This is a genomic window from Vibrio sp. SS-MA-C1-2, assembly GCF_021513135.1.
GTDB lineage: Bacteria > Pseudomonadota > Gammaproteobacteria > Enterobacterales > Vibrionaceae.
The window spans coordinates 1,641,354-1,665,756 of the sequence record NZ_CP090981.1; the positions used below are offsets into that span (position 1 = coordinate 1,641,354).

At 38.0% G+C, this 24,403-nt stretch carries 20 protein-coding genes and 1 pseudogene; 13 read left to right on the forward strand and 8 right to left on the reverse strand.

Annotation, left to right across the window (positions count from 1 at the left end; genetic code table 11):
- The first annotated feature begins 59 nt into the window (after positions 1-59).
- From L0B53_RS11975 to adeD, 6 genes are all read left to right on the forward strand, one after another.
- The gene (locus L0B53_RS11975) at positions 60-1,037 is read left to right on the forward strand and encodes a hypothetical protein (RefSeq protein WP_235059838.1); all 978 of its coding nucleotides are present in this window, start codon (positions 60-62) and stop codon (positions 1,035-1,037) included.
- A 177-nt stretch (positions 1,038-1,214) separates the two neighbouring features.
- Complete coding sequence (locus tag L0B53_RS11980) at positions 1,215-1,610, forward strand: hypothetical protein (RefSeq protein ID WP_235059839.1); 396 nt, start codon at positions 1,215-1,217, stop codon at positions 1,608-1,610.
- Between the two features lie 92 nt (positions 1,611-1,702).
- Positions 1,703-3,565, forward strand: coding sequence for a putative nucleotidyltransferase substrate binding domain-containing protein (locus tag L0B53_RS11985; protein ID WP_235059840.1), 1,863 nt, complete (start codon positions 1,703-1,705; stop codon positions 3,563-3,565).
- A gap of 93 nt (positions 3,566-3,658) precedes the next feature.
- Entirely contained in the window at positions 3,659-4,393 is a 735-nt protein-coding gene (locus tag L0B53_RS11990; protein WP_235059842.1) for a 3'-5' exonuclease, read from the forward strand.
- Positions 4,394-4,646: 253 nt separating this feature from the next.
- Positions 4,647-6,008, forward strand: a complete 1,362-nt coding sequence (locus L0B53_RS11995) for an NCS2 family permease (protein ID WP_235059843.1) — start codon at positions 4,647-4,649, stop codon at positions 6,006-6,008.
- 109 nt (positions 6,009-6,117) lie between these two features.
- Positions 6,118-7,878, forward strand: coding sequence for an adenine deaminase (adeD, locus tag L0B53_RS12000; protein WP_235059845.1), 1,761 nt, complete (start codon positions 6,118-6,120; stop codon positions 7,876-7,878).
- Positions 7,879-7,998: 120 nt separating this feature from the next.
- Here adeD and L0B53_RS12005 read toward each other — a convergent pair whose 3' ends face one another.
- A complete protein-coding gene (locus L0B53_RS12005; protein WP_235059846.1) occupies positions 7,999-9,540 on the reverse strand; it encodes a sodium:solute symporter family transporter in 1,542 nt (513 codons plus the stop codon).
- Between the two features lie 337 nt (positions 9,541-9,877).
- On the opposite strand from L0B53_RS12005, the gene L0B53_RS12010 reads away from it, so the two are divergent.
- The 6 genes from L0B53_RS12010 to L0B53_RS12035 all read left to right on the forward strand — a co-directional run bounded on the left by L0B53_RS12010 (position 9,878) and on the right by L0B53_RS12035 (position 16,655).
- Entirely contained in the window at positions 9,878-11,155 is a 1,278-nt protein-coding gene (locus L0B53_RS12010; protein ID WP_235059848.1) for an MFS transporter, read from the forward strand.
- Positions 11,156-11,274: 119 nt separating this feature from the next.
- Positions 11,275-12,291, forward strand: a complete 1,017-nt coding sequence (locus tag L0B53_RS12015) for a nuclear transport factor 2 family protein (protein ID WP_235059849.1) — start codon at positions 11,275-11,277, stop codon at positions 12,289-12,291.
- 285 nt (positions 12,292-12,576) lie between these two features.
- The gene (locus L0B53_RS12020; protein ID WP_235059850.1) at positions 12,577-13,593 is read left to right on the forward strand and encodes a LacI family DNA-binding transcriptional regulator; all 1,017 of its coding nucleotides are present in this window, start codon (positions 12,577-12,579) and stop codon (positions 13,591-13,593) included.
- 82 nt (positions 13,594-13,675) lie between these two features.
- Entirely contained in the window at positions 13,676-14,872 is a 1,197-nt protein-coding gene (locus tag L0B53_RS12025; RefSeq protein WP_235059851.1) for a glycine C-acetyltransferase, read from the forward strand.
- A 33-nt stretch (positions 14,873-14,905) separates the two neighbouring features.
- Positions 14,906-15,937 carry an L-threonine 3-dehydrogenase gene (gene tdh, locus L0B53_RS12030; protein ID WP_235059853.1) on the forward strand — a complete coding sequence of 344 codons (1,032 nt, stop codon included), beginning with the start codon at positions 14,906-14,908 and terminating at the stop codon, positions 15,935-15,937.
- A 274-nt stretch (positions 15,938-16,211) separates the two neighbouring features.
- On the forward strand, positions 16,212-16,655 hold the full coding sequence (locus L0B53_RS12035; protein ID WP_235059854.1) for a polymer-forming cytoskeletal protein: 444 nt from the start codon (positions 16,212-16,214) through the stop codon (positions 16,653-16,655).
- An 88-nt stretch (positions 16,656-16,743) separates the two neighbouring features.
- Here the strand turns inward: L0B53_RS12035 and L0B53_RS12040 are convergent, their stop codons facing one another.
- Complete coding sequence (locus L0B53_RS12040; RefSeq protein ID WP_235059856.1) at positions 16,744-17,847, reverse strand: phosphoribosylaminoimidazolesuccinocarboxamide synthase; 1,104 nt, start codon at positions 17,845-17,847, stop codon at positions 16,744-16,746.
- A gap of 276 nt (positions 17,848-18,123) precedes the next feature.
- On the opposite strand from L0B53_RS12040, the gene L0B53_RS12045 reads away from it, so the two are divergent.
- On the forward strand, positions 18,124-18,867 hold the full coding sequence (locus L0B53_RS12045; protein WP_235062246.1) for a glycerophosphoryl diester phosphodiesterase: 744 nt from the start codon (positions 18,124-18,126) through the stop codon (positions 18,865-18,867).
- A gap of 25 nt (positions 18,868-18,892) precedes the next feature.
- On the opposite strand, the gene L0B53_RS19590 is transcribed toward L0B53_RS12045, so the two are convergent.
- The 6 genes and pseudogenes from L0B53_RS19590 to L0B53_RS12070 form a co-directional block, all read right to left on the reverse strand.
- On the reverse strand, positions 18,893-19,153 hold the full coding sequence (locus L0B53_RS19590; protein WP_409202838.1) for a type II toxin-antitoxin system PemK/MazF family toxin: 261 nt from the start codon (positions 19,151-19,153) through the stop codon (positions 18,893-18,895).
- Between the two features lie 74 nt (positions 19,154-19,227).
- A complete protein-coding gene (locus L0B53_RS12050) occupies positions 19,228-19,470 on the reverse strand; it encodes an AbrB/MazE/SpoVT family DNA-binding domain-containing protein (protein ID WP_235059858.1) in 243 nt (80 codons plus the stop codon).
- Between the two features lie 271 nt (positions 19,471-19,741).
- Positions 19,742-20,215: an NYN domain-containing protein gene (locus L0B53_RS12055; protein ID WP_235059859.1), complete on the reverse strand. Its 474-nt coding sequence runs from the start codon at positions 20,213-20,215 to the stop codon at positions 19,742-19,744.
- Positions 20,216-20,328: 113 nt separating this feature from the next.
- Positions 20,329-21,714: an ATP-dependent RNA helicase DbpA gene (dbpA, locus tag L0B53_RS12060; RefSeq protein ID WP_235059860.1), complete on the reverse strand. Its 1,386-nt coding sequence runs from the start codon at positions 21,712-21,714 to the stop codon at positions 20,329-20,331.
- A 270-nt stretch (positions 21,715-21,984) separates the two neighbouring features.
- Positions 21,985-23,448, reverse strand: a pseudogene (locus L0B53_RS12065) (Na+/H+ antiporter NhaC family protein); the annotation flags it as partial.
- 156 nt (positions 23,449-23,604) lie between these two features.
- Complete coding sequence (locus tag L0B53_RS12070) at positions 23,605-24,303, reverse strand: DUF2786 domain-containing protein (RefSeq protein ID WP_235059862.1); 699 nt, start codon at positions 24,301-24,303, stop codon at positions 23,605-23,607.
- Positions 24,304-24,403 lie beyond the last annotated feature (100 nt).

Consider the following 24,403-nt stretch of genomic DNA (forward strand, 5'->3'; position numbering starts at 1 on the left):
AACTAACAAGTGAAGATCTGAATATTTTAGATCAATATTATTATCATGAAATTAATATTATGAACAATAAAACAGCTAGAGATAGGAGTGTTCAAAGTGATATTATTCCAGTTTTTGACCCAACATTAAGTTATGAGGAAAAGAACGAATTAGATAATCCGGGCTCAGTAAATAAATGGCAACATATTTTACCCTTTTATGCTCAAAATATTATAGATTTAGGATTTGAGCTTCCATTGCCTTTTACCATTTCATTAATTCCTAACCTTGTGAGCCAGACTGCTAGCTTTAGTGATTTAGGTGTTCAAATTAATCATTTCGATCTCGGTAATATTTATGATCTAGATATGGTTGATTTTGGTGAACCAGAGATAACAAGTCAAAGTCTTCAGTTACGGTTTGCGGCTTGGCTTTTTCCTTTTATGGAAGTGAGTAGTTACGTTGGTCGGTTTCAAGGGAATTCAGATTTATTGATTACGGTACCGACTGCTATGTTTACACGGGCATGCCAAGGTATTCATCTTTCTCCTGGTCGAGACCCTGTCCCACATGGAAATATCGATATTGATCCACCAAATGGTTGTCAAAATAGTATCTATTTAGATCGATTCTCTCCTTCAGTGAAAGGAAGTAACTTAGGAATTAACATGAATTTGGTGGCTGGCTATCGTAATTATTTTGTTTTATTACCTATCAGTTATACGTGGTCAAAAACAGATGATGATAATACAGCATCAACCTCTTTTATGGTGGCACCCAGAGTGGGTAAGTCATACAAAACACTTCATTGGGGCGTATTTAGTGCTTATATTGGTGCTTCCTATATGGATACAAGTAGTTTATCTCAAGATACTTTAACTATAGATAAAGGAAGTATGGAGACCTTATCGTACTCAATTAAGCAAGAGAACAATGGTAAATTTGCTAGCTTAGTGGGGCTCAATTGGAATATTACGAGAAATTATGGTTTAACGGCAGAGGCTCAATATGGAGAAGAGAGAAGGGGGATTTTTGCTATTTTAAGTTACCGATATTAGTTATTTTAAATGATAGAAATATGATAATGATTGATTATACCCTTGATTTTTACAGGTGTTAGGTTGTTGGCATCGTAAAAAGAGATAAAAATTACAATGATCAGTAAATCTTTCAGTGCAGTTAACTGTAATGAGATATAATATAGAGATAAATCATAATAAGATGAGTAATTCTTAGTGGGTATATTTGCTTCAGTTTCACCTAATTTAAAAAAACAGGATGTTGTTAGTATTATTAATCAACTAATTGGGGATGACATAATTTTAACCGAAGAGAGAACGTCTCATCAGATAGCCAACCAATTGGTTAATGACGTGTGGAATGATATGCCGGACGTTTTTCAAAAGCAGAGTTTATTAACACCTCACAACATTACTGCAATCGCGATAGCTTTAGCGAACGGTGTTGCCATGTTAGATGACAATGATGTAAACCGTGAAGTTATGGTGAACTCATTAAAGCGTGTTCTTAATGATATTGAACTGAATAGTCAATTTTACACATTGAATCAAATAGATGTTCGGCTATTGAATACCAGTAATAAAATCTATAATGATATTACTGAAAAATAATCTATTTTAACGCTGACTGATAGTTAAAATAACATCAACATTAGGGAATACAGTATTATTCAAGGCTGAGTATTACATAAGAGGACATTGTGATGTCGACGACATTGATGCCAAATATTCTGCATTTTATTGAACAGATTGATCCTTTCGATAAATTGCCTAAATCTATTGTCAAAGAAATTGCAATGAGTATTGAGGTTACTTTTCTTTCTGTTGGTGAGCAGATAACGTTTTCGTCTGATAAAAATGATCAATGTCTTTATATTATACGTACTGGGGCAGTAGAGCAGCGGAAATTAGATGGCACATTAAAAGCGCGTTTAGCGAGTGAAGATCTCTTTGGTTTTACTTTTCTTGATGCGCAAACACCTGCAAATAAAGAATATACGATAACCGCTATTGAAGAGTCATTAATCTACTTGATCCCTGCCGCTCCCCTTTATCAGATCTTAAATAATGATCCAACATACCTCTCTTACTTTGCCTCTAACGCGCTAGTTCGCCTCAAAAGTGCGATGAATATCGTCTGGTCTTCAGAAGAAAAAGGGCTATTTTTCAAAACAGTTACTGAAGTTGCTAATTATCATATTGCGACGGTAACTAGTGATACTTCAATTCAAGAAGTTGCGAGAGAAATGCGTCTGCGTTCTAAAGTTTCTTGTGCGTTTGTGATGGAAAATAAACAGTTTGTTGGTTTAATCACCGATAAGGATATGACCAAAAGGGTGATTGCTGAAGGCATCGATATTCAACAATCTATTGCAACGGTGATGACGCCAAATCCCTTTTGTGTGAATGATGATGATTTAGTCTTTAAAGCGACGGCATTGATGATGGAGCATAATATTCAAAATATCCCTGTCGTTCATCATGGTCAACCCGTTGCGTTAATAACAGCAGCAAACCTTATTCAAAAGAATCGTGTTCAAGCGGTTTATCTTGTCGATAAAATAAATAAAGCGGATTCTATCGATCAACTCGTTGATTTAACTGCAGAGCGACAAGCGATTTTTGAAGCCTTAGTGGAAGGGAAAGTACCAACGAAAGTGATTGGCCAAGTGATGGCGATGATCATGGATTGCTACAATCGCCGCTTAATTGCGTTGGCAGAAGATAAGTTGGGTTCACCGCCTTGTGAGTACCTCTGGATGGTGGCTGGGTCTCATGCTCGAAATGAAGTGAACATGACTTCAGATCAAGACAGCGCCATTGTTTTTTCAGATAGCGCCACCGAGCAAGATAAAATCTATTTTACCCATTTGGCCATGGATGTTTGTAAAGGAATGGATTTGTGTGGTTATCCACTTTGTACTGGGCGTTTTATGGCAGCATCGACAAAATGGTGTCAATCACTCTCTACATGGAAAGCTTATTACCGTAAATGGTCATTGAACCCTGAATATGATTTGATCTTAAATATTAGTGTTTTTTTAGAGATCCGCGCCATTTATGGCGATAATCAACTCTTTGATCAATTAAATGATTATCTTCACCAGAAAATAGATAACAATCAGCATTTTATTTCCGCTTTAGTACGGAACTCATTAGTGATAAAGCCACCTTTGAGTATATTTAAAAATTTAGTACTGATTAAAGATGGAGATAATGCTAATACCTTGAATATAAAATCATCGGCAATTTCGCTACTGGTGGATTTAATTCGTATCTATGCAGTTACTCATAGCTGTCAGTTAACCAGTACCGAAGATCGATTGAGTTACCTTCATCAACAGCAGATTATTAATGAAGCAACATTTAATGATCTTAATGGAGCCTATCAGTTTTTCACTCAATTACGTTATAACCACCAAGCTGAGGCATTAAAACGAGGATCACCGTTGAATAATAATATCGATCCTAGTGAGTTTGGTAGTTTTGAACGTAAACATCTGCGTGAAGCATTTAAAATTATTGCTGATTTTCAAGACTTAATGAAGTTAAAGTATAATTTATAGCTATTTATGATCTATATTTTTATTCATCTTTATTTTTATCTGTGTGAGTACAGTAATAAATGTAACTCTCATTATAAATATTAAGGTTCACTGATGAAATGGTGCTCACTCTTTTCTGATCTTTATGATCGAAAAATCAAACGGCAACAACAATGGTTAGCAAAAAATCGAGAGCACACTAAATTGTTGCCTAAGTGGCTAATAACCTTGATTGAAACGCCAATAATCACGAAAGAGTGTGATCTTAGAACCGTCAATATCCTCTCTGTTGATATGGAAACGACGGGCAAAGATCCAGAAAAAGATCAAATTCTTAGCGTTGGTTATGTACAAATTAACGGAAAAAAAATCATTCTCTCTAGCTCTGTTAATGAATATGTTAATAGCCATCAACATATTAATATTGATGCAGCATTGGTTAATCAAATTACCTCAACAATGTTAGAAGAAGGAGAATCATTAGATGAGGTGATGAAAAGACTATTTCTTGCAATGAAAGGGCGACTATTATTAGCTCATGGTTCATTTATGGAACAAGGTTTTATCCAGCAATATATCCTACAACGTTATAATATTGCTGATTTTCCGCTGATTTGGATTGATACATTATTACTGTACAAATCATTATCTGAACTTCATAACCAACCTCGTGATTTTAGATTGGGTTCAGCGCGCGAATACTTTAACCTTCCCGAATATGAAGCGCATGATGCCTTGTTTGATTCGATTGCCACCGCAGAACTTTATTTAGTTTTAATCAACCGCATTTTCTTAAATCAACCTGTGACAATGTTAGAATTATTACAGCGACAGCAAACATATAGATAACATATTATTACCTATATAATTTTGAATTATTAGTTATTAAAACTGCTTAACTACCCACTTTATGAAATAGATAAACGTTTTCTTTGAATAATTAGAAGTAGATCACTATTGGGGTGAGGGGGCAAGCGTGGTATGATTAGGAATGGGTAAATAAAGCAGAATAAGCTTTACGATTAAAGCAGTGACTATTTTAATCTGATATATTCCATATCGATGAATAGCCACTTGTTGTCTATTTTTAAGGAAACTATCCATGTCAACTCATGATAATCCACATGATTTATCATCTGAATCAAAAATAGCAGAAAACACCGGCTTCTTAGCCAAGTTTTTTGACTTCTCTGGACATAAAACCAAAGCTTCAACTGAAGTCGTTGCCGGTATTACCACCTTTATGACGATGGTTTACATTGTATTTGTAAATCCACAAATTTTATCCGCTGCCGGAATGAATGCTGAAAGCGTCTTCGTTGTAACGTGTTTAATTGCTGCTGTTGGCAGTATTACCATGGGATTGGTTGCAAACCTTCCGATCGCGTTAGCACCTGCAATGGGCTTAAATGCCTTTTTTGCTTTCTCTGTTGTTATTGGCATGGGAGTAAGTTGGCAAGTGGCGATGGGGACTATTTTTTGGGGCGCGATTATTTTTGCTTTAATGTCCATTTTTGGTGTTAGACAATGGATTTTAACCAGTATTCCAGCCTCTTTACGATTAGGTATTCCAGCGGGTATTGGTCTGTTAATTGCGATGATTGGCTTAAATAATGCCGGTATTGTTGTCGCAAACCCAGCAACAATGGTTGCTGTTGGTGACTTAACTTCAATTCCTGCTGTTTTAGGGGCGTTAAGCTTCTTTATTATTGTTGTGCTGGCTGCTCGTGGTATTCACGCGGCTGTACTGATTTCTGTTGTTGTGGTTACTGCGCTTGCTGCGCTTTTAGGTGATGTTCAATTTAGTGGTATTGTTTCTATGCCGCCTTCTATTTCGCCAGTCTTTGCTCAATTAGATATCTGGGGCTCATTTAATTTAGGCTTTGCAGGCGTTATCTTCTCATTTGCTTTAGTGAGTCTTTTTGATAGTTCAGGCACCATGATTGGTGTCACCGAACGTTGTAACATGACCGATGACAAAGGTCGTTTTCCTCGCATGAAGCAAGCATTAATCACTGATTCAACAACCTCAGTGTTAGGTGCTGTAATGGGAACATCAACGGTCACTGCTTATATTGAAAGTTCTGCAGGAGTGGCTGTTGGAGGTCGTACAGGCTTAACGTCTGTGATAACAGGAATCTTGTTCCTATTAGTTATTTTCTTCTCACCATTAGCAGGCATGGTGCCCACTTATGCGGTCGCGGGTGCACTTATCTATGTTGGCGTTTTAATGTCATCAGGATTAGCTAAAGTCGATTGGGAAGATATTACTGAGTCAGCGCCTGCTTTTATTACGGCTGTGATGATGCCATTTACTTTTTCAATTACAGAAGGTATTGCAACCGGTTTTATTACCTATTGTGTTTTAAAACTAGGAACGGGTCGCTGGCGTGATATCCATCCCGGTGTTGCTTTAGTTGCCGTGTTATTCTTAGTTAAATTTATTTTTGTTGATGGGCATTAATATATTAAACCTTTGAACTATATCATAAAAATATGACGTAAAAGAAAGGTTGCTGAGTTAGCAAAAATCTATTGATATCGATAAGTCATCTATATTAAAAAGGATTTCTATGGCTAACTTAATGAGTAAACATACTCAGCAACTTTCTCAATCTCATCAAACTCAAATATTGTCAGCATTAAGAGGTGAGCAACCTGTTGATCTCTTGCTGACAAATCTCCATATCCTCGATGTTATTCAGGGGGAAACTTTTTCGGGTTCCATCGCGATTCTCGATCATACCATTGTCGCTGTTGGTGAAGAGGCTAATCAACTTTCTGCAAAAAACGTCACAGATTGCCAAAATATGACGGCTGTTCCCGGCTTTATTGATGGTCATATGCATATCGAAACATCAACAATGACACCGTTTGAATTTGAGCGAACTACATTAGAAAAAGGGACAACCTCTGTGGTTGCTGATCCTCATGAGTTGGTTAATGTTATTGGTCAGCAAGGAATTGAATGGTTTTTACGATGCAGTGAACAAACTATTCAGAATCAGTTTATTCAAGTCAGTTCTTGCGTACCAGCACTTCCAGGCGTTGATATTAGTGGTGCTGATTTTCCTATTTATGAAATGGCTCAATATCTAGATCATGACCATGTGATTGGATTAGCAGAGGTGATGGATTTTCCCTCAGTGATCGCAGGTCGTCCGTTATTATTGGATAAAATTTCCGCTTTTTCAGATCTTAATATTGATGGGCATGCGCCATTGCTACAGGGACTTCCCCTGTCTGCTTATGTCTTAACAGGGGTTCAAAATTGCCATGAAACGGTTTTACTTGAAGAGGGTAAAGAGAAAATCCGTAAAGGAATGACCGTCATTATTCGAGAAGGATCAGTGGCTAAAAATCTTGATACTTTAGCGCCGCTCATTACAGACGCAAGTTCACCATTCTGCCTACTCTGTACCGATGATCGTAACCCTTATGAAATCGCAGAAGAGGGGCATATCGATTATATGGTCAGACGTTTAATTCAACACCATAAGATAAAACCTTACCTTGCATATCGTGTCGCTTCTTGGTCTGCGGCCAATCATTTTGGACTTAAACGACTCGGTATGATTGCTCCGGGATGTCGTGCTGACATTAACTTTGTCAATCAATTAGAAAAGGTCGATATTCAACGGGTAATGATCGCAGGTAAGTGGGTTGACCAATTAAATCTAGCTGAACAAGTCAGTCAAAAGTTAGACGATTCTCAACCACCATTACAGCCCACAATGGATAGAGAGAGTGTTACTGAAGCGCAATTGACCCTAGAGTTGGAGCAGTCTAGATACAATGTAATTGAGATTGTAGATAATGAATTAATTACCAATCAAATTATCGTTAGTTTTGATGATCAACCCATAGAAAAGCAACAGATAAATTATATTGCTTATATTGAACGTCATGGTCATCAATTACCGCCAGCATTGGGATTAGTTAAGGGCTTTTCTCTTCATAGCGGTGCGATTGCAACCAGTGTTGGTCATGATTCTCATAATATTCTAGCCATTGGTGTTGATTCTAAAAGTATGCAGTTAGCTGTAAATCATCTACTCGAGTTAGGTGGAGGATTTTGTGTTGTTGATCGAGGAAAAGTGATGGCTGATTTACCATTACCTTTAGCGGGGATCATGAGTATTGATAACTCAGAAAATATTGTTGCCAACATTAAGAAATTAAAATCTGAAGCAAAGAAGATTGGGACTGAGTTAGATGAGCCATTTATTCAAATGAGTTTTTTAGCCTTGCCTGTCATTCCAACTATCAAAATGACCTCTCAAGGCTTATTTGATGTTGATAAGCAACAAGTATTACCGTTATTAGTTAGCTAGATTGAGAGAAAATTAAGGTTTACTCATTTAATTTTTGTCTATTTTTCACGTTATTTTTTATTAATCGCTCGCCTTTTATACACGTTCAATTCGACATTGTATAAAAGGCGATTCTTTATCTTAAGATAACAGGGTATAAAGCCATTCAGGTACGAAAGCTGAAAAAATAATTGTCGCTGCCGCAAATATTAATAAACCATAATGACTTTGGGTTGGTTTAGTCAATAGGGTCTTTTGTCCATAAAAGAAAGCTTGTTGCTGAGAGGTATTTTTACCCCAAAAATAACTGCCAATTAGACCAAAGAATAGAAATGCAGCGGTACCAATCGGCGCGAACCATGGCCAAGATATATCAAATTGCATCGTTAAATAGACAGCTACCATGCTGGTTATACTGCCAATAATAACCCCTTTTTCATTGGCTTTAGAAAAGAACAGACCAAGAACAAAAGAGCCTAAACGGATACCAACAAAGACCGAGGTTAAACTCGCAATTGTTTTTAAAACTGATTCATTGGATACCGCAAACAGAGCGGGTATGACGACTAATCCTGCAGCCAATAAACTCGATCTTCTGGCAATTTTTTCATATTGTTGATCCGTTGCATTTCGATTGATAAAGCGCTTATAAATATCTTCTGTGGCGACTGTTGCCATTGAGTTGTACGTAGAGTCTAATGTTGACATCGCGGCTGCAGCTAAGGCAGAAATAATTAAGCCAATTACTATTGGGTTGGTATGGTTAAAGACAAAATCCAGAATTACTTCATTGCTGTTAGCGAATGATTTTCCTTGATAAAATAAAGACAACAATACGCCCATAATGGCGAAAAATAGATAGATAAAGAACGCGCCATAGCCGCAAAGTAACATCGACTTTTGGGCATCTTTTACGGATTTAGTCGCCAGAGTTCGTTGAATGATTAATTGATTGGTTCCATAAACACTTAGGTGGAGAAAACTAACAGCAACTACACCCGCCCAAAGCGTCGTATCAACACCAAAATCAAGGTTTAGATTGATAATATTTAACTGATCGAGCGTTAAAGTTTGAGTCGTCGAAATGTCCATCAGTAAAATTGAAAATATTGCGATACTACCAATAATTAAAACAACTGCTTGCAACATATCTGTCCAGATAACGGTTGATATCCCACCAGCATAAGTATAAAGCGCTGTGAAAACAGTGATATAAATAATCGCTTCTGAGATCGAAATAGGCAGTACTTGAATTAAGATTAAAGATACTGCGTATAAGATCACCCCAGCTGAAATACACTGCACTAAAATGAAGATTAATGAGTTAATTGTTCGGGCATAAACACCGAATCTCAGTTCAAGGTATTCATAAATCGAGGTTAATCCAAGCTTATAAAAAAGAGGAACAAAAAATAGAATCGTAAAAAAGATTACAATCGGATAGTTGAGATGAATGCTCATCACCTCCATTCCCGAATGATAAACCCATCCAGGCATACCAATAAAAGTCATGGCGCTGATGTAAGTGGCTAAAATAGAGACGCCAGCAGTAAACCAGCCGAAGCTTTTTCCGCCGGTGGCAAAGTCACTGCTCTTTTTATACTTCACATTGACAAAATAACTAATTAAAAGGGTGATTAAGATATAAATTCCAATCACGGCAAGAGATGAATACGCAACCATTGTGTCAGCTTCCTGATGTTTCCTATTTTTATAATCAACTTTATTCTACTCGTTGAATGGTTATTTAGATAATTTATTAATTAAAGCTGTGATAAAAATCACTTTAGCGATAAAAGTGGAAGTGGAATTGATCATTAATTTAATTTTGTGAAATAGGTCACTAATTTGAAAGTTATGGGTACGCAGTCATTGTTTAATTGACTTTGATCACAGATGATGGAGGGCAATACAACATATCCTAATAAAAGCGTTAAGGGAGGGCGTTATGGCTCTTTCTTAAGATGAATTTTATATCCACCCATAATTCAAACTAAAATGGAATAGAGGTTTATTCAGCATGAATGCTAAGAAACACATGAGTGAAGTACCAACGATTCAAAGAGTCATTGCTTACCTTGCAATCTTGGTTGGTTACTTTTTCTACTGCTATAACTTTGTCATTATCGACTATGTTCGACCATATATTGTCGAAGCTTATGACGGCATAAGCTTATCTGATACCGCTCAGTTTTATACTTGGCAGTCAATCGGAGCCTTAGTTGGTGCTCTGGGTTGTGCATCTGTAGCTTCTCGATTTGGTAAAAAATCGACTCTTATTACGATTACCGCTTTAAATGGTGGTGCAACTATTATTAATATGATGTTTACCGATTATGCAACGTGGGCAGCAATGCGTTTAATTATCGGTATCTCTTTAGGCGGTTACTTCACGGTAGCGGTTAGCCTAATGATTGGTCTGTTTACTCCCACAGTACGTGGAAAATTAACGGCGTTTGCATCATCGATGTTCTCTGTAGCATTAATGGTTATGGGTGCGTATGCAGCGTTTATTACTAGTATTGATGCACCATGGGAAAGCTTGATGTGGGTGGGTGGTATTCCACCATTGGTTGCTGCAGCGGTTATGATCTTCGTTCTACCGAGTGACAAAAAAGTGATCGCTTATGGTGAGGAAGAGTCACCTGAAAATAACAGTTCAAACAAAGAAGCGAAAAAAGGTTCTTGGGCTGAGATGCTAAGTGCGCCTTACCGTAAAATTACGATTACTTGTCTATTATTAGCGGGTCTTAACTTTTATGGTTATCAATTCTTCAGTGGCTTTGTGACCACATACCTAAAAGAAGTTCGTCAGTTTGATGGTGCAACTATTGGGGTGATTTTCTCTATCTCTGCGTTTGGTTCACTATTTGGTGCTTGGATTTGGGGAGCGATTGCCGATAAATTTGGTCGTAAAGTGAATGCTTTTGGTTTTATTATTGCTGGTGTGATGGCTTCGGTCTTCTTTGTGGCTCCGAGCGATATGATGATCGGTAGCCTAAATATGTTGGCTATTCTTGGTTTAATTTATAACTTTGGTCTGTCTGCTTCTGCGGTTTGGGGGGGATACTTCTCTGAGCTATTCCCTGCTCATTTACGTAGTTTTGGTGCTGCATTATTCCATGGTGGTCGTATTATCGGCATGTGGGCACCGATGGTTCTTATCTTTATTAAAGAGCGTTCGGATCTTGCAACGGCAATGTGGGGATCACCTGTTATCTGGATCCTTGCAGGTCTATTGTGGTTGTCTCTTCCTGAAACGTTAAAAGGCGGCATCTTTTATAAAAAAAAGCGTTAAATGAAGCAACAGCATAAAGCTATTTCATTAGCGTCATAGAAAAAAAATAAAAATTTAAAAGTGGTCTTTGATGTGACCACTTAATCTAGAAATCCTTTGAAATAAAACTGGAATTTATCATGTCTAAATATCAAGAAGCAAAACGCATTGTTCGTGAATATTTTAATGCGATGGAAAATGCAACATCAGAAACCGTTGCAGATGTATTAAAAGCCCATACTTCAGAAAATTACTTATGGCGCGGTGTTTATCCATTTCGCGAGCAAGAAGGCGCACAAGCAGTAGCAGAAGTATTTTGGTCTCCTTTATTACAATCAGTGAAGCGTATGCAGCGTCGTCAGGATATTTTTATTGGCGGTAATAATGAAATTAACCCAGATGAAATTTGGGTGATGAGCATGGGTCACTTTATGGGACTTTTCGATGCTGAATATTTAGGTATGCGTCCGACAGGCAAAATGATGAATGTTCGTTATGCTGAATTCAACTGTGTTCAAGATGGTAAGATCACCAAAACAGGTCTGTTTTTAGATCTTTTAGGTATGATGGATCAAGCGGGTTGTTACCCATTACCACAATCAACTGGTAAATATTTTGTTTATCCTGGCCCACGTAATCATGATGGTCTGTTATTTGAAGATGCTGCACCAGAAGAGGGTGTTGCGACGTTAGCGTTAGTGAATAAGATGGTTGATGATCTTTCTGCTCTTAACGATAGTGGTGCAATGGGTTGTCCACCTGAAGTATTAGAGAAAAGCTGGTCAAAAGATATGATCTGGTATGGTCCTTGTGGTATTGGTGCTTCTTATACGATTCCTCGTTACCAACAGCAACATCAGTTACCTTTCCGTAATAACTTAAAAGATAAGAAATTTAATGGACATGTTTGTCGCTTCGCGGAAGGCAATTTCTCTTGTTTCTTTGGCTGGCCAAACCTTTCTAATACGCCAACAGGCGGCTTCTTAGGCATGACTGGCGGTGAAGTTCGTGCAGATATGCAAGTTGTTGACGTTTACTATCGTGATGAAGATAAACTGTCTGAGAACTGGGTATTGATCGATCTACCATATTGGTTGAAGCAGCAAGGGTTAGATGTATTTGAACGCACCCAAGCGATCATGAATCCATCGTTATAAGTTAGTTATCTTATTTTTCTCATTTGAGGTTGTTATTAATCTGTGACAACTTCAAATGTAGGAATATATAGATTATCAAATATTATCTAGGGTGCAATGCTGCTTAAATGTCTCTAGGTGATATTATTCACTCAACTCCTGTCACTTTATCTACATTAAATTGCGAAAATTAGTGTGTAACCGCATAAATTGATCTCAATATCATTTATGATCGGTTATATTATTAAGCAACCTGTGTCATTGGTATTTAAAAGAGCGTATTAGCAGCTATACAGAAATATAATTATGTCATCACAAAAAACTAACATAACATCAAAAGATGTCGCGAAATATGCTGGAGTTTCGCAATCAACAGTTTCTCGTGTTTTTGTTGCGGGTAGTTCGGTTGCTGAGAGTACCAAGCAAAAAGTATTTGATGCAGCAAAGACCCTTAATTACCGACCAAATGCGTTTGCGAGAAGTTTGACGACAAAAGAATCTAAATTGATTGGATTAGTCTTTCCTGATGCAGACTATCCAATTCATATGCAGACTTTACAATTGATTTCAGCCGAACTTCAGAAACAAGGGTATTCCGCTGTTTTGATTCCTTGGCAAGTTGATGATGAGAAGAATCATTCGATACCGAATATTTTTCAATATCGAGTAGATGGCGTGATTGCGGCTTCAGCGACGTTTAATCGATCGTTATATGAAGAGTGCCATGAATTAAATATCCCAATCATTCAATATGCTCGTGTAGTTGAAGGAACTAAAAGTAGCTATGTGATTTCTGATAACCATCAAGCGGGTCAGCAGGCGGCAGAGCTCTTTTATCAAAGTGGTACTAAACATGTTGTATACTTAACCGGTGAAGTCCCAACGTTTACCAATGATGAGCGACTATCAGGCTTTCGCAGTGAATTTCAACAACTCACTGGGCAACAGGTAAGAGAAGTAAAAGCGGATTATGATTACAACACTTCGTTAGAGTGTATCCGAACGCTATTTCGTGAAGAGAAACCAATTGAAGGTATTTTTTGTGCAACAGATAATTTAGCCGTCGCCGTGATGGATGTTGCCCGTTATGAATTTAATTTAAGGATCCCTGAGGATCTGCAAGTTGTTGGTTTTGATGATATACCGCAATCAGCATGGTTAGGATATCAATTAACTACGTTTAAACAAGATTTCAAAAGATTAGCAAAAGAGTCAGTAAAGATAATACTGGACCAGATAAATAGTGATGAGACGATGTTAGTGAAGATGATGATTCCGACTAAGTTGATTCCAAGAAACACAACTAAACATAACAGTAAATAACGATTAAATTTGCAATAGATAACGTTTGATTGCAAATAAATCCGTTCAAACTATTAACTTTATATATCCTTGAGAGGACGAAATGACTTCAAAGTTTTATCAGCAGATGACCCAACAGATTGAAGATGTAAAGAGTGAAGGCCTATATAAATCAGAGCGTATCATTACTTCGGCACAAAAAGCCTCTGTTGCAATCGAAAACTCTGATCAAGAAGTATTAAACTTCTGTGCAAATAACTACTTAGGCTTAGCTAATCATCCAGAACTTATCAAAGCAGCGAAAGCCGGTATGGATGAGCACGGTTTTGGTATGGCATCGGTACGCTTTATTTGTGGTACTCAAGATTCACATAAAGTGTTAGAGAAAAAGCTTTCAGAGTTTTTAGGTACTGAAGATACGATTCTTTATTCTTCATGTTTCGATGCGAATGCAGGTCTATTTGAAACAATTTTAGGTGCGGAAGATGCGATTATTTCTGATGCATTGAACCATGCTTCAATCATTGATGGTGTTCGTCTTTGTAAGGCAAAACGCTTCCGTTATGCGAACAACAATATGGAAGAGTTAGAAGCTCAACTGATTGCTGCGGATGAAGCTGGTGTTCGTCATAAGTTAATTGTGACGGATGGTGTATTCTCTATGGATGGCGTGGTAGCAAACTTACCTGGCATTTGTGATCTGGCTGATAAATACAATGCACTTGTGATGATCGATGAATCACATGCGGTTGGCTTTATGGGTGAAGAGGGACGTGGTACACACGAATATCATAATGTCATGGATCGTATTGATATCATTACAGGTACTCTTGGTAAAGCGATGGGTGGCGCATCAGGCGGCTACACTTCAGGTAAAAAAGAGGTGATTGATTGGTTACGTCAACGTTCACGTCCATATCTTTTCTCTAACTCAGTGGCACCTGCCATTGTTTCTGCGTCTATCCGTGTTTTAGATCTACTAGCAGAAAGCAGTGACTTACGTACCCAACTTTGGGATAACTCTACGCACTTCCGTACACGCATGAGTGAAGCAGGCTTTACCCTAGCGGGTGCTGATCACGCCATCATTCCGATTATGTTAGGCGATGCAAAAGTCGCGGCGGAATTTGCAGAACGTGCATTAGTAAAAGGCGTTTATGTTGTTGGTTTCTCTTTCCCTGTGGTACCAAAAGGTCAAGCTCGTATCCGTACTCAGATGTCTGCTGGTCATAGCCGTGCTCAACTTGATAAAGCGATTGACGTCTTTATTGAAGTGGGTAATGAGATGGGCATCATCTAATCTGGTTTACGATTCTAATAGTTGAGAAGAACAATGAAAATTAAAGCACTATCTAAGCTACACCCAAAAGAAGGTATCTGGATGACTGAGGTTGATAAACCTGAAGTTGGCCATAATGATCTTTTAATCCGCATCAAAAAAACCGCAATTTGTGGTACTGACGTTCATATCTACAATTGGGATGAGTGGTCTCAGAACACGATTCCAGTTCCTATGGTTGTTGGTCATGAATATGTGGGTGAAGTTGTTGCGATGGGGCAAGAAGTTCGCGGCTACGAAATTGGTGATCGTGTATCAGGTGAAGGACACATTACTTGTGGCTATTGCCGTAACTGTCGTGGTGGACGTACGCATCTTTGTCGCAACACTGTGGGTGTAGGCGTTAACCGTGAAGGTGCATTTGCTGAGTTCTTAGTGATCCCTGCTTTCAATGCATTTAAGATCCCTGATGAGATTTCAGATGATCTTGCTGCGATTTTTGACCCATTCGGTAATGCTGTTCATACTGCTTTATCTTTTGATCTTGTCGGTGAAGACGTTCTGATCACAGGTGCTGGCCCAATCGGAATTATGGCAGCGGCTGTTGCTAAACATGTTGGTGCTCGTCACGTTGTGATTACCGATGTCAATGAGTACCGTTTAGACCTTGCTCGTCAGATGGGGGTAACTCGTGCTGTTAACGTAGCTGAGCAAAAACTTGAAGATGTGATGGCCGAGTTGAATATGACGGAAGGCTTTGATGTTGGTCTAGAGATGTCAGGCGTACCATCGGCATTTAATTCAATGCTAGAAACCATGAACCACGGTGGTCGCGTTGCGTTGCTAGGTATTCCACCATCAGATATGACGGTTGATTGGAATAAAGTGATCTTCAAAGGCTTAGTGATTAAAGGCATCTATGGTCGTGAAATGTTTGAAACTTGGTACAAGATGGCAAGTTTGATTCAATCTGGTCTAGATTTAACCCCAATCATTACTCACAACTATAAAGTTGATGACTTCCAAAAAGGCTTTGATACCATGCGTTCAGGTCAATCAGGTAAAGTTATTTTAGATTGGGAATAATCCAAACGCTTACTCTGTCTTAAATTAGAGTTAAAACTAAAATAAGTAAAACTTTAGCCATTAGAGACCTGTTCTTTAATGGCTTTTTTGTTTTAATGGTACTTTAATTTTCTAAATATAATTTAAATCAACAACTCTGCGTCAAATCTCTGTCAGAATTAGCTCATAATCAAAATTCTACCTATGAGTTAAATCCATGAATAGGTATAATTACTAGAATTAATATAAATTTATATACACTGAATAAGTACCTGTTATAGAAAGGAAATAGAACATGGCTCTATTTAATAATAATAAAAATAATACAAGCACCAATAAAGCAGCAAAAGCAATGAACTCTACCATTATTGCTGAAGGCACTCGCATTAAAGGCACATTAGAGTTAAGTAATGATATCCAAGTTGATGGTTATGTCGAAGGTAAAATCACCACGGATCAAACGTTGATTGTGAGCAATACTGGGCGCATGAAAGGTGAAATCTATGCCAATAAAATGGTTGTTAATGGCAAGATCGAAGGCAGTTGTTATGCGAATACAATTGAAGTTATGAACAATGGACATGTATCAGGCACTATCTATTGCAATGATTTGAGCATTGATCGTGGTGGTCGTTTTAATGGCGAATCATTCCCATTACAAGATGAAACTATTGAGTTAATTAATAAGCCCGTGGCGGCAGAAGAGTTAGAATCTCAGAAGCAATTAGAAAAAGCATAATTTATTTATTTGTTTTCAATGATGAATCACCCTTAATAACCGATTGATTATTTAAGGGTGAGTATAACTTTAAATGAGTAAAGTAAATTTAATTAATTAAATGATACTTCTCTTTTAAGACTGAGATGATCTCAGCTCTTGGATTTTCGGGAATCGTTATTTTTTCACCAATAATTTTCTCTGCAATATTGATATAAGTATTTGATATTTCAAAAATCGCCTCTTTAGGTAGCGGGTTATTTTCTGCTAATGCTAAACGTTCTTCCATTCTCGCTTTGTTTAATAAAATATCAGGTTCAGGGAAGTGATTAAGTAAGAACTGACGGAAACCTTCTTTAGAATTTTCAACAATATTACCGGCTGAGTATTGCTCTTTGTCCCAAATACGAGATGAATCAGGCGTGCCGACTTCATCCATATAGATTAATTTTTCATTTCCATCAGCATCGTGTACATAGCCAAACTCAAACTTGGTATCAACAAAGACTTGATCTATCTTATCTAAAGATTGACTGATGAGATCAAAACCTTCTGTCAGTAGCTTTTCATATTGATTGATATCGCCTAAAGAGTTAAAGCCAAAAGCATCATAATTTCGCTCAATATCATTTCGAGTTATATTGACATCATCGACAGCCGGTACACCTTCAATATTGGTTAAAATACCTTTGGTTGAAGGGGTTAGCAGTAACTCGGGTAATTTTTGGTCTTGAGTTAAACCTTCAGGGATCTGAATGCCACAAAAGTCTCGCTCACCTTGTTTGTATGAACGCCACATTGAGCCTGTAATATATTGGCGACAGATCGCTTCAATCATAACGGGACGCGCTTTCTGAACAATCCAGACATAAGGGTGGGGGATATCTAAAATATGGCTATCGGCTAATCCTTGCTCTTTAAACAGCGAGAACCAGTGGTTAGAAATTGAATTGAGCGCGACCCCTTTCCCTGGCACACCATTTAGCCCTTCTTCGCCTTGCCAGATACAGTCAAATGCAGAGACACGATCACTAATAATCATAATAGCAAGAGGGGCATCTTTTGCTACAGGGTAGTTATTCTCTTTAATTAATCGGCGGCTATCTTGATCCGTTAACCAGTAAACAGAACGAACCTTTCCGCTGTGAATGGGCAGATCAGTTTTAATTGGGAAGTCATTATTAACGGCAAGAACTTGATTGGCTAAACTCATGGTGAAAATCCTATTCAAACATAATTTAATCAGGGTAGGGTTAAAGCATAACAGAAAAGCAAACGATTGCGCTAGGGTGTAATCATTTTTTTGTCTGATTATCATTCTTTTAAAAGCCTAAATAAAGGGAGTTATTGTCTATTCAACTTATTATTATGCACTGACGGTAAGGGTGTTGTGAGTTAATTGTCGAGAGAAGTCACAAAATTTTCTTTGTTGTGCTGTAGAATAAGATCTGTACTTGGTAGATAAAAACAGAAAAAGGTTACGCAAATGATAAAAAAAATATTCGCACATCGTGGTATGTCTGCTTTAGCGCCAGAGAATACCCTGTCTGCATTTTCGCTTTGTAAAGAGCATGGTGTTCAATGGTTTGAGTGTGATGTCGATATTTTAAAAGATGGAACTTTAGTGGTGTGTCATGACGATACCTTCGATCGTTGTAGCGATGCAAGTGGACGATTATGTGATACAACCCAAAATGCGTTAGCAACCATCGATGCCGGTAGCTGGTTTAGTGACCAATATCTTAATGAGCGTATCCCAACTATTCAGCAACTTATTACTTTAGCCAATGAGAAAAAGCTTAATTTAAACATTGAAATTAAGTCTTGTATTGGTGGGGCTAAACTTGCCCATCAGCTAATTGCAAACTTAACCATCGCGATAAAAGCGTTAGATCCAGAGAGGGAGTTAATTGTCTCTAGTTTTAACTTTTTACTGCTTGCTGAGTTTAAACGTTTAAATCCAGATATCTCAGTTGCTTGTCTATTTGAAACTCATAATATTCATGATGATTGGCAAAGCTTAGCTGAATGGTGTCAGGCGGAGTATATTCATCCTGAAAACAAGGGGTTGAGTCGAGAACGGGTTAAACAATTTATTGAAGCAGGCTACCGCGTCAATGTATGGACAGTTAATAATCTTGCTAGAGCGAATGAGTTATTCAATTGGGGGGTAGAGGGTGTCTGTACTGATGTTGGACACTTATATCCTTCGAAATATAAGATAAATAGTTAAGTTAATAATGAATGCAATAACTAAATTAATAACTCTTTAAGGATGTGATATACCTTTTTTGATCACCTGTAGATAAATGCCCTAGCTGTTTTATTACTCGTTTTTTATCTATCGCCCTAAGTTGATCAAGAGCGAGTTCACTTTGATGTTTAGGTCCTGTAATTAAGGGCCTAAATTTCCAGCCTCGATGAGTTGACGTCATCGGTGCAATTAAAATGGTCTGCAATGCTTGATTCATATCATTGGGAGAGATAATGACACAAGGTCGTGTTTTTTTTACATTCAGTACCTATAGTTGGATCTAAATTAATTAAAACAACATCATATCTTTTTACCATTCTTCACCAAATTCCCAATCATCTAAGGTTTTTTCCTGAGTATTACTGAAGTCATCTTCCATTTTTTTGCATCACTTTTCGCTGAAGCTTGGTTAATACCGTTAAACCAGCCTTCTCGTGGTTTAGCGACTTTTTCAAATAACATGCCATTGTCAGTCATAGAAATTGATAGCTCTTCACCGATAGATAGATGTAGTTGTTTTAGTATGTTTGAAGGAAGATGCAAAGCTGCTGAATTACCAATTTTTTTAATTTGAACTTTCATTGGCATACCTAAAAAAGATAAGTGATGTATTACATTGTATGACGTAGATGATAATAAAGTAAAGTCTATGAAAGGGAGTAGGGTAGGTAAAGTGCATAAATAAGACAATGTAAATGAGGCTAGTATCCCTTTCATAATTGAAGTTGTTAGGGTGCCTTAAAAGAAAAAGCCATAATAACAGAGTAAAAGTTCTGCATATTATGGCTTTTTAATGACTGTTTTATTAAAGATACATGCTCAATTATGAAAAGTATATCGAGCTTAAATATAGCTACAACAGCAGTGCTTCGTCAATAGGGTGAAAATGGTCGCTGGCATTAATTAATGAATACGCCGTCAAGGTAGGTACACCATAGACTTGTGTTTCTGTCTGGTACTTTTCACTCACTTTATTGAGCAAAAGGTTAAAGTCACCATCGCCAGAAAGCAGAATAATTGCATCCACTTCGGGCGCAGATTCTAGAATATCGATCGTAATACCAACATCCCAATCCCCTTTTGCAGTGCCATCTTCACGTTGAATAAAAGGTTTTAGCTTCACATCAAAACCGATATGGCGCAGCGCGCTTTGAAACTTGTGCTGTTTGTCGTCATCGCGAGCAATACCATAGGCTGTCGCCATGACAATTTCACCTTCGTGCTCAATATGTTGCCAGAAACGTCGATAATTAAATTGACGTCGATAGGCTTGGCGCGTGGTGTAATAGATATTTTGTATATCAACAAAGATCGCGATTTTCTTCAAACTATTATCCTTAATAAACTCTGTCACTGAGTACGATACACTAAGTTATTGATGTTGCTAGTGATGAACGATAAAGGTAGTCATCCCCTAGCAACTTCAAATAAGAAGAGTGATTAACGTACTCGCCACACGCGGAACTGACGGCCTTTGATTTTGCCATTCTCTAGTTTCTTCAATGCTTGGTTCGCCATCTCTTTTGAAACTGCAACGTAAGAGCAGAAATCAAAGCGGTGAATTTTACCAATGCTACTACCAGCGATCGTTTTATCACCAGTCAGTGCACCTAAGATATCACCAGGACGAACTTTTTGCTTTTTACCGCCATCAATACGCAATGTTGCCATTTTCGGGCTGTAGATCGGTTGATCTAATACTGACATTGGTGGCAAAGATTCATCTTGAATAGATTGACCTAAGTAATCTTCTAGTGCAATGATTTTAGTCACATCTTTATCACTAAATAGACTACAAGCGACGCCTTCACTTCCTGCACGGCCAGTACGACCAATACGGTGAACGTGAACTTCAGGATCAAAAGAGAGGTGGTAGTTAATTACTAAATCTAACGCATCAATGTCTAAACCGCGAGCGGCAACATCGGTAGCCACTAACACAGAAGTACTTTTGTTTGCGAATCGAACTAAAGTTTGGTCACGATCACGTTGCTCTAAATCGCCATGCAGACCAATCGCACTAAAACCATAATCCGCTAAATCGTCAGCAATCTGTTGGGTTTCTCTTTTGGTATTAGCAAAGATCACACAAGACTCAGGTTGATGCTGCATCAGAAGTTGACGAACGGCAGTCAGTCGTTGCTCATCGTTACTAATACGGTAGAAGTGTTGTTTGATGGTACTTTCACTGTGTTGAGATTCTGCTTTTACCGTCTCAGGTGAACGCATAATACGGTTAGCGATTGATTTAATCTGTGGTGGATAAGTTGCACTGAATAAAAGAGTTTGACGATCAGTGGGCATCTGCTCAATGATGTCATCAATAGCATCTTGGAAGCCCATTTCTAGCATACGATCGGCTTCATCAAGAACAAACGTATTGAGATTACTAAGATCTAAACGACCTTTAATTAAGTGATCTTGAATTCGACCTGGGGTACCTACAACAATATGAGCCCCATGCTCTAATGAACCAATTTGTGGGCCAAAAGGTAAGCCACCGCAAAGGGTTAATACTTTAATATTGTGGATAGAGCGTGCCAGTTTACGGATCTCTTTAGCAACTTGATCTGCTAATTCACGCGTTGGGCAAAGAACTAACGATTGGATACGAAAGCGTTTTACATCAAGATTATGAAGTAACCCTAACCCAAATGCGGCTGTTTTCCCTGAGCCTGTTTTTGCTTGAGCAATCACATCTTTATGTTGAAGGATAATTGGTAAGCTCTGAGCTTGAATCGGAGTCATCTCTTTATAATCAAGCGTTGATAAGTTTGATAATAGCTCAGGCTTTAGGTTCAGCGTTGAAAATGCAGTTTGGGTCAAAATAGTTGTCCTACAGAAAGGGGATGGTTAAAAGATAAACCAAAATCGGCGGGCATTATATCAGAGTCATTGGGAAATTTATCTTTTATCTGACAACAAAAAAGCCATTACTCTAACGACAAGGTAGAAATTGTCGATTAAGTAGTGGCTTAGGCTGTAATATCTCTATTATTTAACGAATATTTTTTTTGTTAAGCATTCGATTCATGGCACTTATTGCGTTGCTTGTTGTAACTGCTTTTGGCGATTAAAGTGACGATAGCAACCATAAAGTACGACAACTTGTAGCGCAAAAGCAATAAACAGTGTCATCGGGCTTGCGGTAATACCTGCAATAATAAAGCAGATAAAGGCAACCGAACCATTCATTAAGGCGTAAGGTAGCTGAGTTCTAAAATGCTCAAACTGATTACAACCCGCACCGGTTGATGACAAAATTGTTGTTTCAGAAATTGGTGAACTGTGGTCACCAAATAGGCCACCTGATAATACCGCCCCGATACAAGCATAAAGTGGTGCATCAACTAAAATAGCAGTTGGAATAACCAATGGCATCATGATGGCAAATGTTCCCCAAGATGAACCTGTAGCAAAAGAGATAATCGCTGAAAGTAAAAAGGCCATTGCTGGGATTAACCAAACAGGGAAACCATTTTGTGCTAACTCTGCAATATACTGCGAGGTACCAAGTTCTTTACCTACACCACTTAATGTCCAAGCTAAAATTAGGATTATTGCCACTTGCATCATACCGCCCATACCTTGCAAGTAAATCTGGAAGCTATCCGCAAGAGAACGAACTTTTTGATAAGCCATTAAGCCAATTAATGTTGTTGCAGCGAGTAGGTAAGCGGTAGACAGTGCAGCCCTAAACGTTGAACCAGCGACCTTTTGAAATGGAAAGCCCAGTGGACCTAACATACCAAATAGTACCGTAGCCATGACCAGTAATGGTAACCAAACTAATGCAGGTGTTGCATTTTTATGAGTAAATAGGGTAGGTGTATCAGCACTTACTCCAACAGGAGGAATTGGCTTTAACCCTTGTTTTGCACGTGTCTCTGCATCTGCCATTGGACCAAAATCTAGCTTACTGAATGCAAGTAGAGGAACGATAGCAATCGCAAGGAAAGCATAGAACTGATAAGGGATAGCTGAGATAAATGCAGACCAATCTGATTCCGCCACATTAAGAGCAGTAAACTCTTTTTGAATCAAACTCATAATGTAGACACCCCAACCAATGAATGGAATTAGGATCGCCACTGGAGAGGAGGTTGAATCAATAACAAAGGCCAATTTCTCACGAGAGACTTTTAATTTATCAAATAAGGGTCTGAAAACAGGGCCAATAATTAATGGGGTACCGAGGTCAGAGAAAAAGACCATAATGCCACCCAACCAACCAGAAACTTGAGCTCGGTAACGGTTACTGATCCAGTTGGTGATCTTATTAGCAAAAGCACTTGCTCCACCGGATTTCTCCATTAAGGCAACAAAACCACCAATGAAGATAAGTAATACTAATACGCCAGCGTTGTAGCTATCTGTTAGTTGAGGTACAAGGTGTCCCTTCATTAAAGAAGTAAATGTATCAATAGGTTGGAAGTTGTTTAGCATAAATACCCCACTAAACACCCCTAAAAATAGGCCAAGAACGACATTCTTAGTGTATAGGGAAATAGCAAGGGTAATAATAATAGGGATCAACGAGGTAATATCTGGGCTATCCATAGCGCTCTCTTTTTGTTAAATAATAATCTAACCAAGATATTACATAATTAATCGATTAATGTGAATAACTATATTTAATTTGTTGCATTTAATTACAGAAACAAGTGACCAAGGTCAAAATTGTTAGTTTTTTTAAGTTGAAGTGTAGATAAATAACTATTTGTGATCTAATTGCTTTGCTTTTTGTGTTCCGCCCACCGGTCGATTGACCGATACTTGACGGCCTTTTTTCATTCCTTTCTCATAATCTTGGGTCATATTGGCAATGGCTTCTTGCATTTGCTTCTTAAATGCTTCGCGATCGATCGACTGAAATTCTTTATCGATATAATCATTGATTTTATTTTGGCTCTCATCATCTGGTGTGAGAATAGGCAACTTATCTAACGCACCTTCAATCCAACCTGCAGAAAATGAGCTAACACGTTTAGTGACTTGAGTGGTACTGGTACCACTACCCGCAAAACTGTTTTTAAATTGGGCAACGTGTTGGTTCATCTCTCGATAGACGATATCAAAGGCAAAAGCGGCAAAAATAGCACGGTCCGCATTACCAATAAATTCAGCTTTTTTCAGACCTTTATAATTGGTGAGAACACACTCAACAGCAAAGCGAGTATTGATACCACGAATAATTCGTAAAATACTACTGGAGATAGAGGTTGGTAATAAGGTTTCAGAGATAGTTTTCCCCATCTTGATAAATTCAATATCATCAGGTTCTAAGCCATATTTTAGCATCAGACGGTGAGCCATCTTAATTGCTTGTGCAGCTTCATTGATATTCGCTGAGTTTCCTAGCTCTAAGCACTTAGCGATCTTCTTTAATGCTTTGCGTTTATTGTTCTCTGACATCGTCACTCCTCCAAAAGGGAGCACTATTCTACTTGTTCACAAAGGTTGAGGCAAAAATATCTTTTATGAGAATCACCATATTTATTTAGTTTATTGATTT

What these genes read in the sequence shown, in the direction of transcription:
- L0B53_RS11975 (WP_235059838.1), top strand. Translation starts at nt 60, where the DNA reads ATGAACAATAAAACAGCTAGAGATAGGAGTGTTCAAAGTGATATTATT.
- L0B53_RS11985 (WP_235059840.1), top strand. Translation starts at nt 1,703, where the DNA reads ATGTCGACGACATTGATGCCAAATATTCTGCATTTTATTGAACAGATT.
- L0B53_RS11990 (WP_235059842.1), top strand. Translation starts at nt 3,659, where the DNA reads ATGAAATGGTGCTCACTCTTTTCTGATCTTTATGATCGAAAAATCAAA.
- L0B53_RS11995 (WP_235059843.1), top strand. Translation starts at nt 4,647, where the DNA reads ATGTCAACTCATGATAATCCACATGATTTATCATCTGAATCAAAAATA.
- adeD (WP_235059845.1), top strand. Translation starts at nt 6,118, where the DNA reads ATGGCTAACTTAATGAGTAAACATACTCAGCAACTTTCTCAATCTCAT.
- L0B53_RS12005 (WP_235059846.1), bottom strand. Translation starts at nt 9,540, where the DNA reads ATGGTTGCGTATTCATCTCTTGCCGTGATTGGAATTTATATCTTAATC.
- L0B53_RS12010 (WP_235059848.1), top strand. Translation starts at nt 9,878, where the DNA reads ATGAATGCTAAGAAACACATGAGTGAAGTACCAACGATTCAAAGAGTC.
- L0B53_RS12015 (WP_235059849.1), top strand. Translation starts at nt 11,275, where the DNA reads ATGTCTAAATATCAAGAAGCAAAACGCATTGTTCGTGAATATTTTAAT.
- L0B53_RS12020 (WP_235059850.1), top strand. Translation starts at nt 12,577, where the DNA reads ATGTCATCACAAAAAACTAACATAACATCAAAAGATGTCGCGAAATAT.
- L0B53_RS12025 (WP_235059851.1), top strand. Translation starts at nt 13,676, where the DNA reads ATGACTTCAAAGTTTTATCAGCAGATGACCCAACAGATTGAAGATGTA.
- tdh (WP_235059853.1), top strand. Translation starts at nt 14,906, where the DNA reads ATGAAAATTAAAGCACTATCTAAGCTACACCCAAAAGAAGGTATCTGG.
- L0B53_RS12035 (WP_235059854.1), top strand. Translation starts at nt 16,212, where the DNA reads ATGGCTCTATTTAATAATAATAAAAATAATACAAGCACCAATAAAGCA.
- L0B53_RS12040 (WP_235059856.1), bottom strand. Translation starts at nt 17,847, where the DNA reads ATGAGTTTAGCCAATCAAGTTCTTGCCGTTAATAATGACTTCCCAATT.
- L0B53_RS12050 (WP_235059858.1), bottom strand. Translation starts at nt 19,470, where the DNA reads ATGAAAGTTCAAATTAAAAAAATTGGTAATTCAGCAGCTTTGCATCTT.
- L0B53_RS12070 (WP_235059862.1), bottom strand. Translation starts at nt 24,303, where the DNA reads ATGTCAGAGAACAATAAACGCAAAGCATTAAAGAAGATCGCTAAGTGC.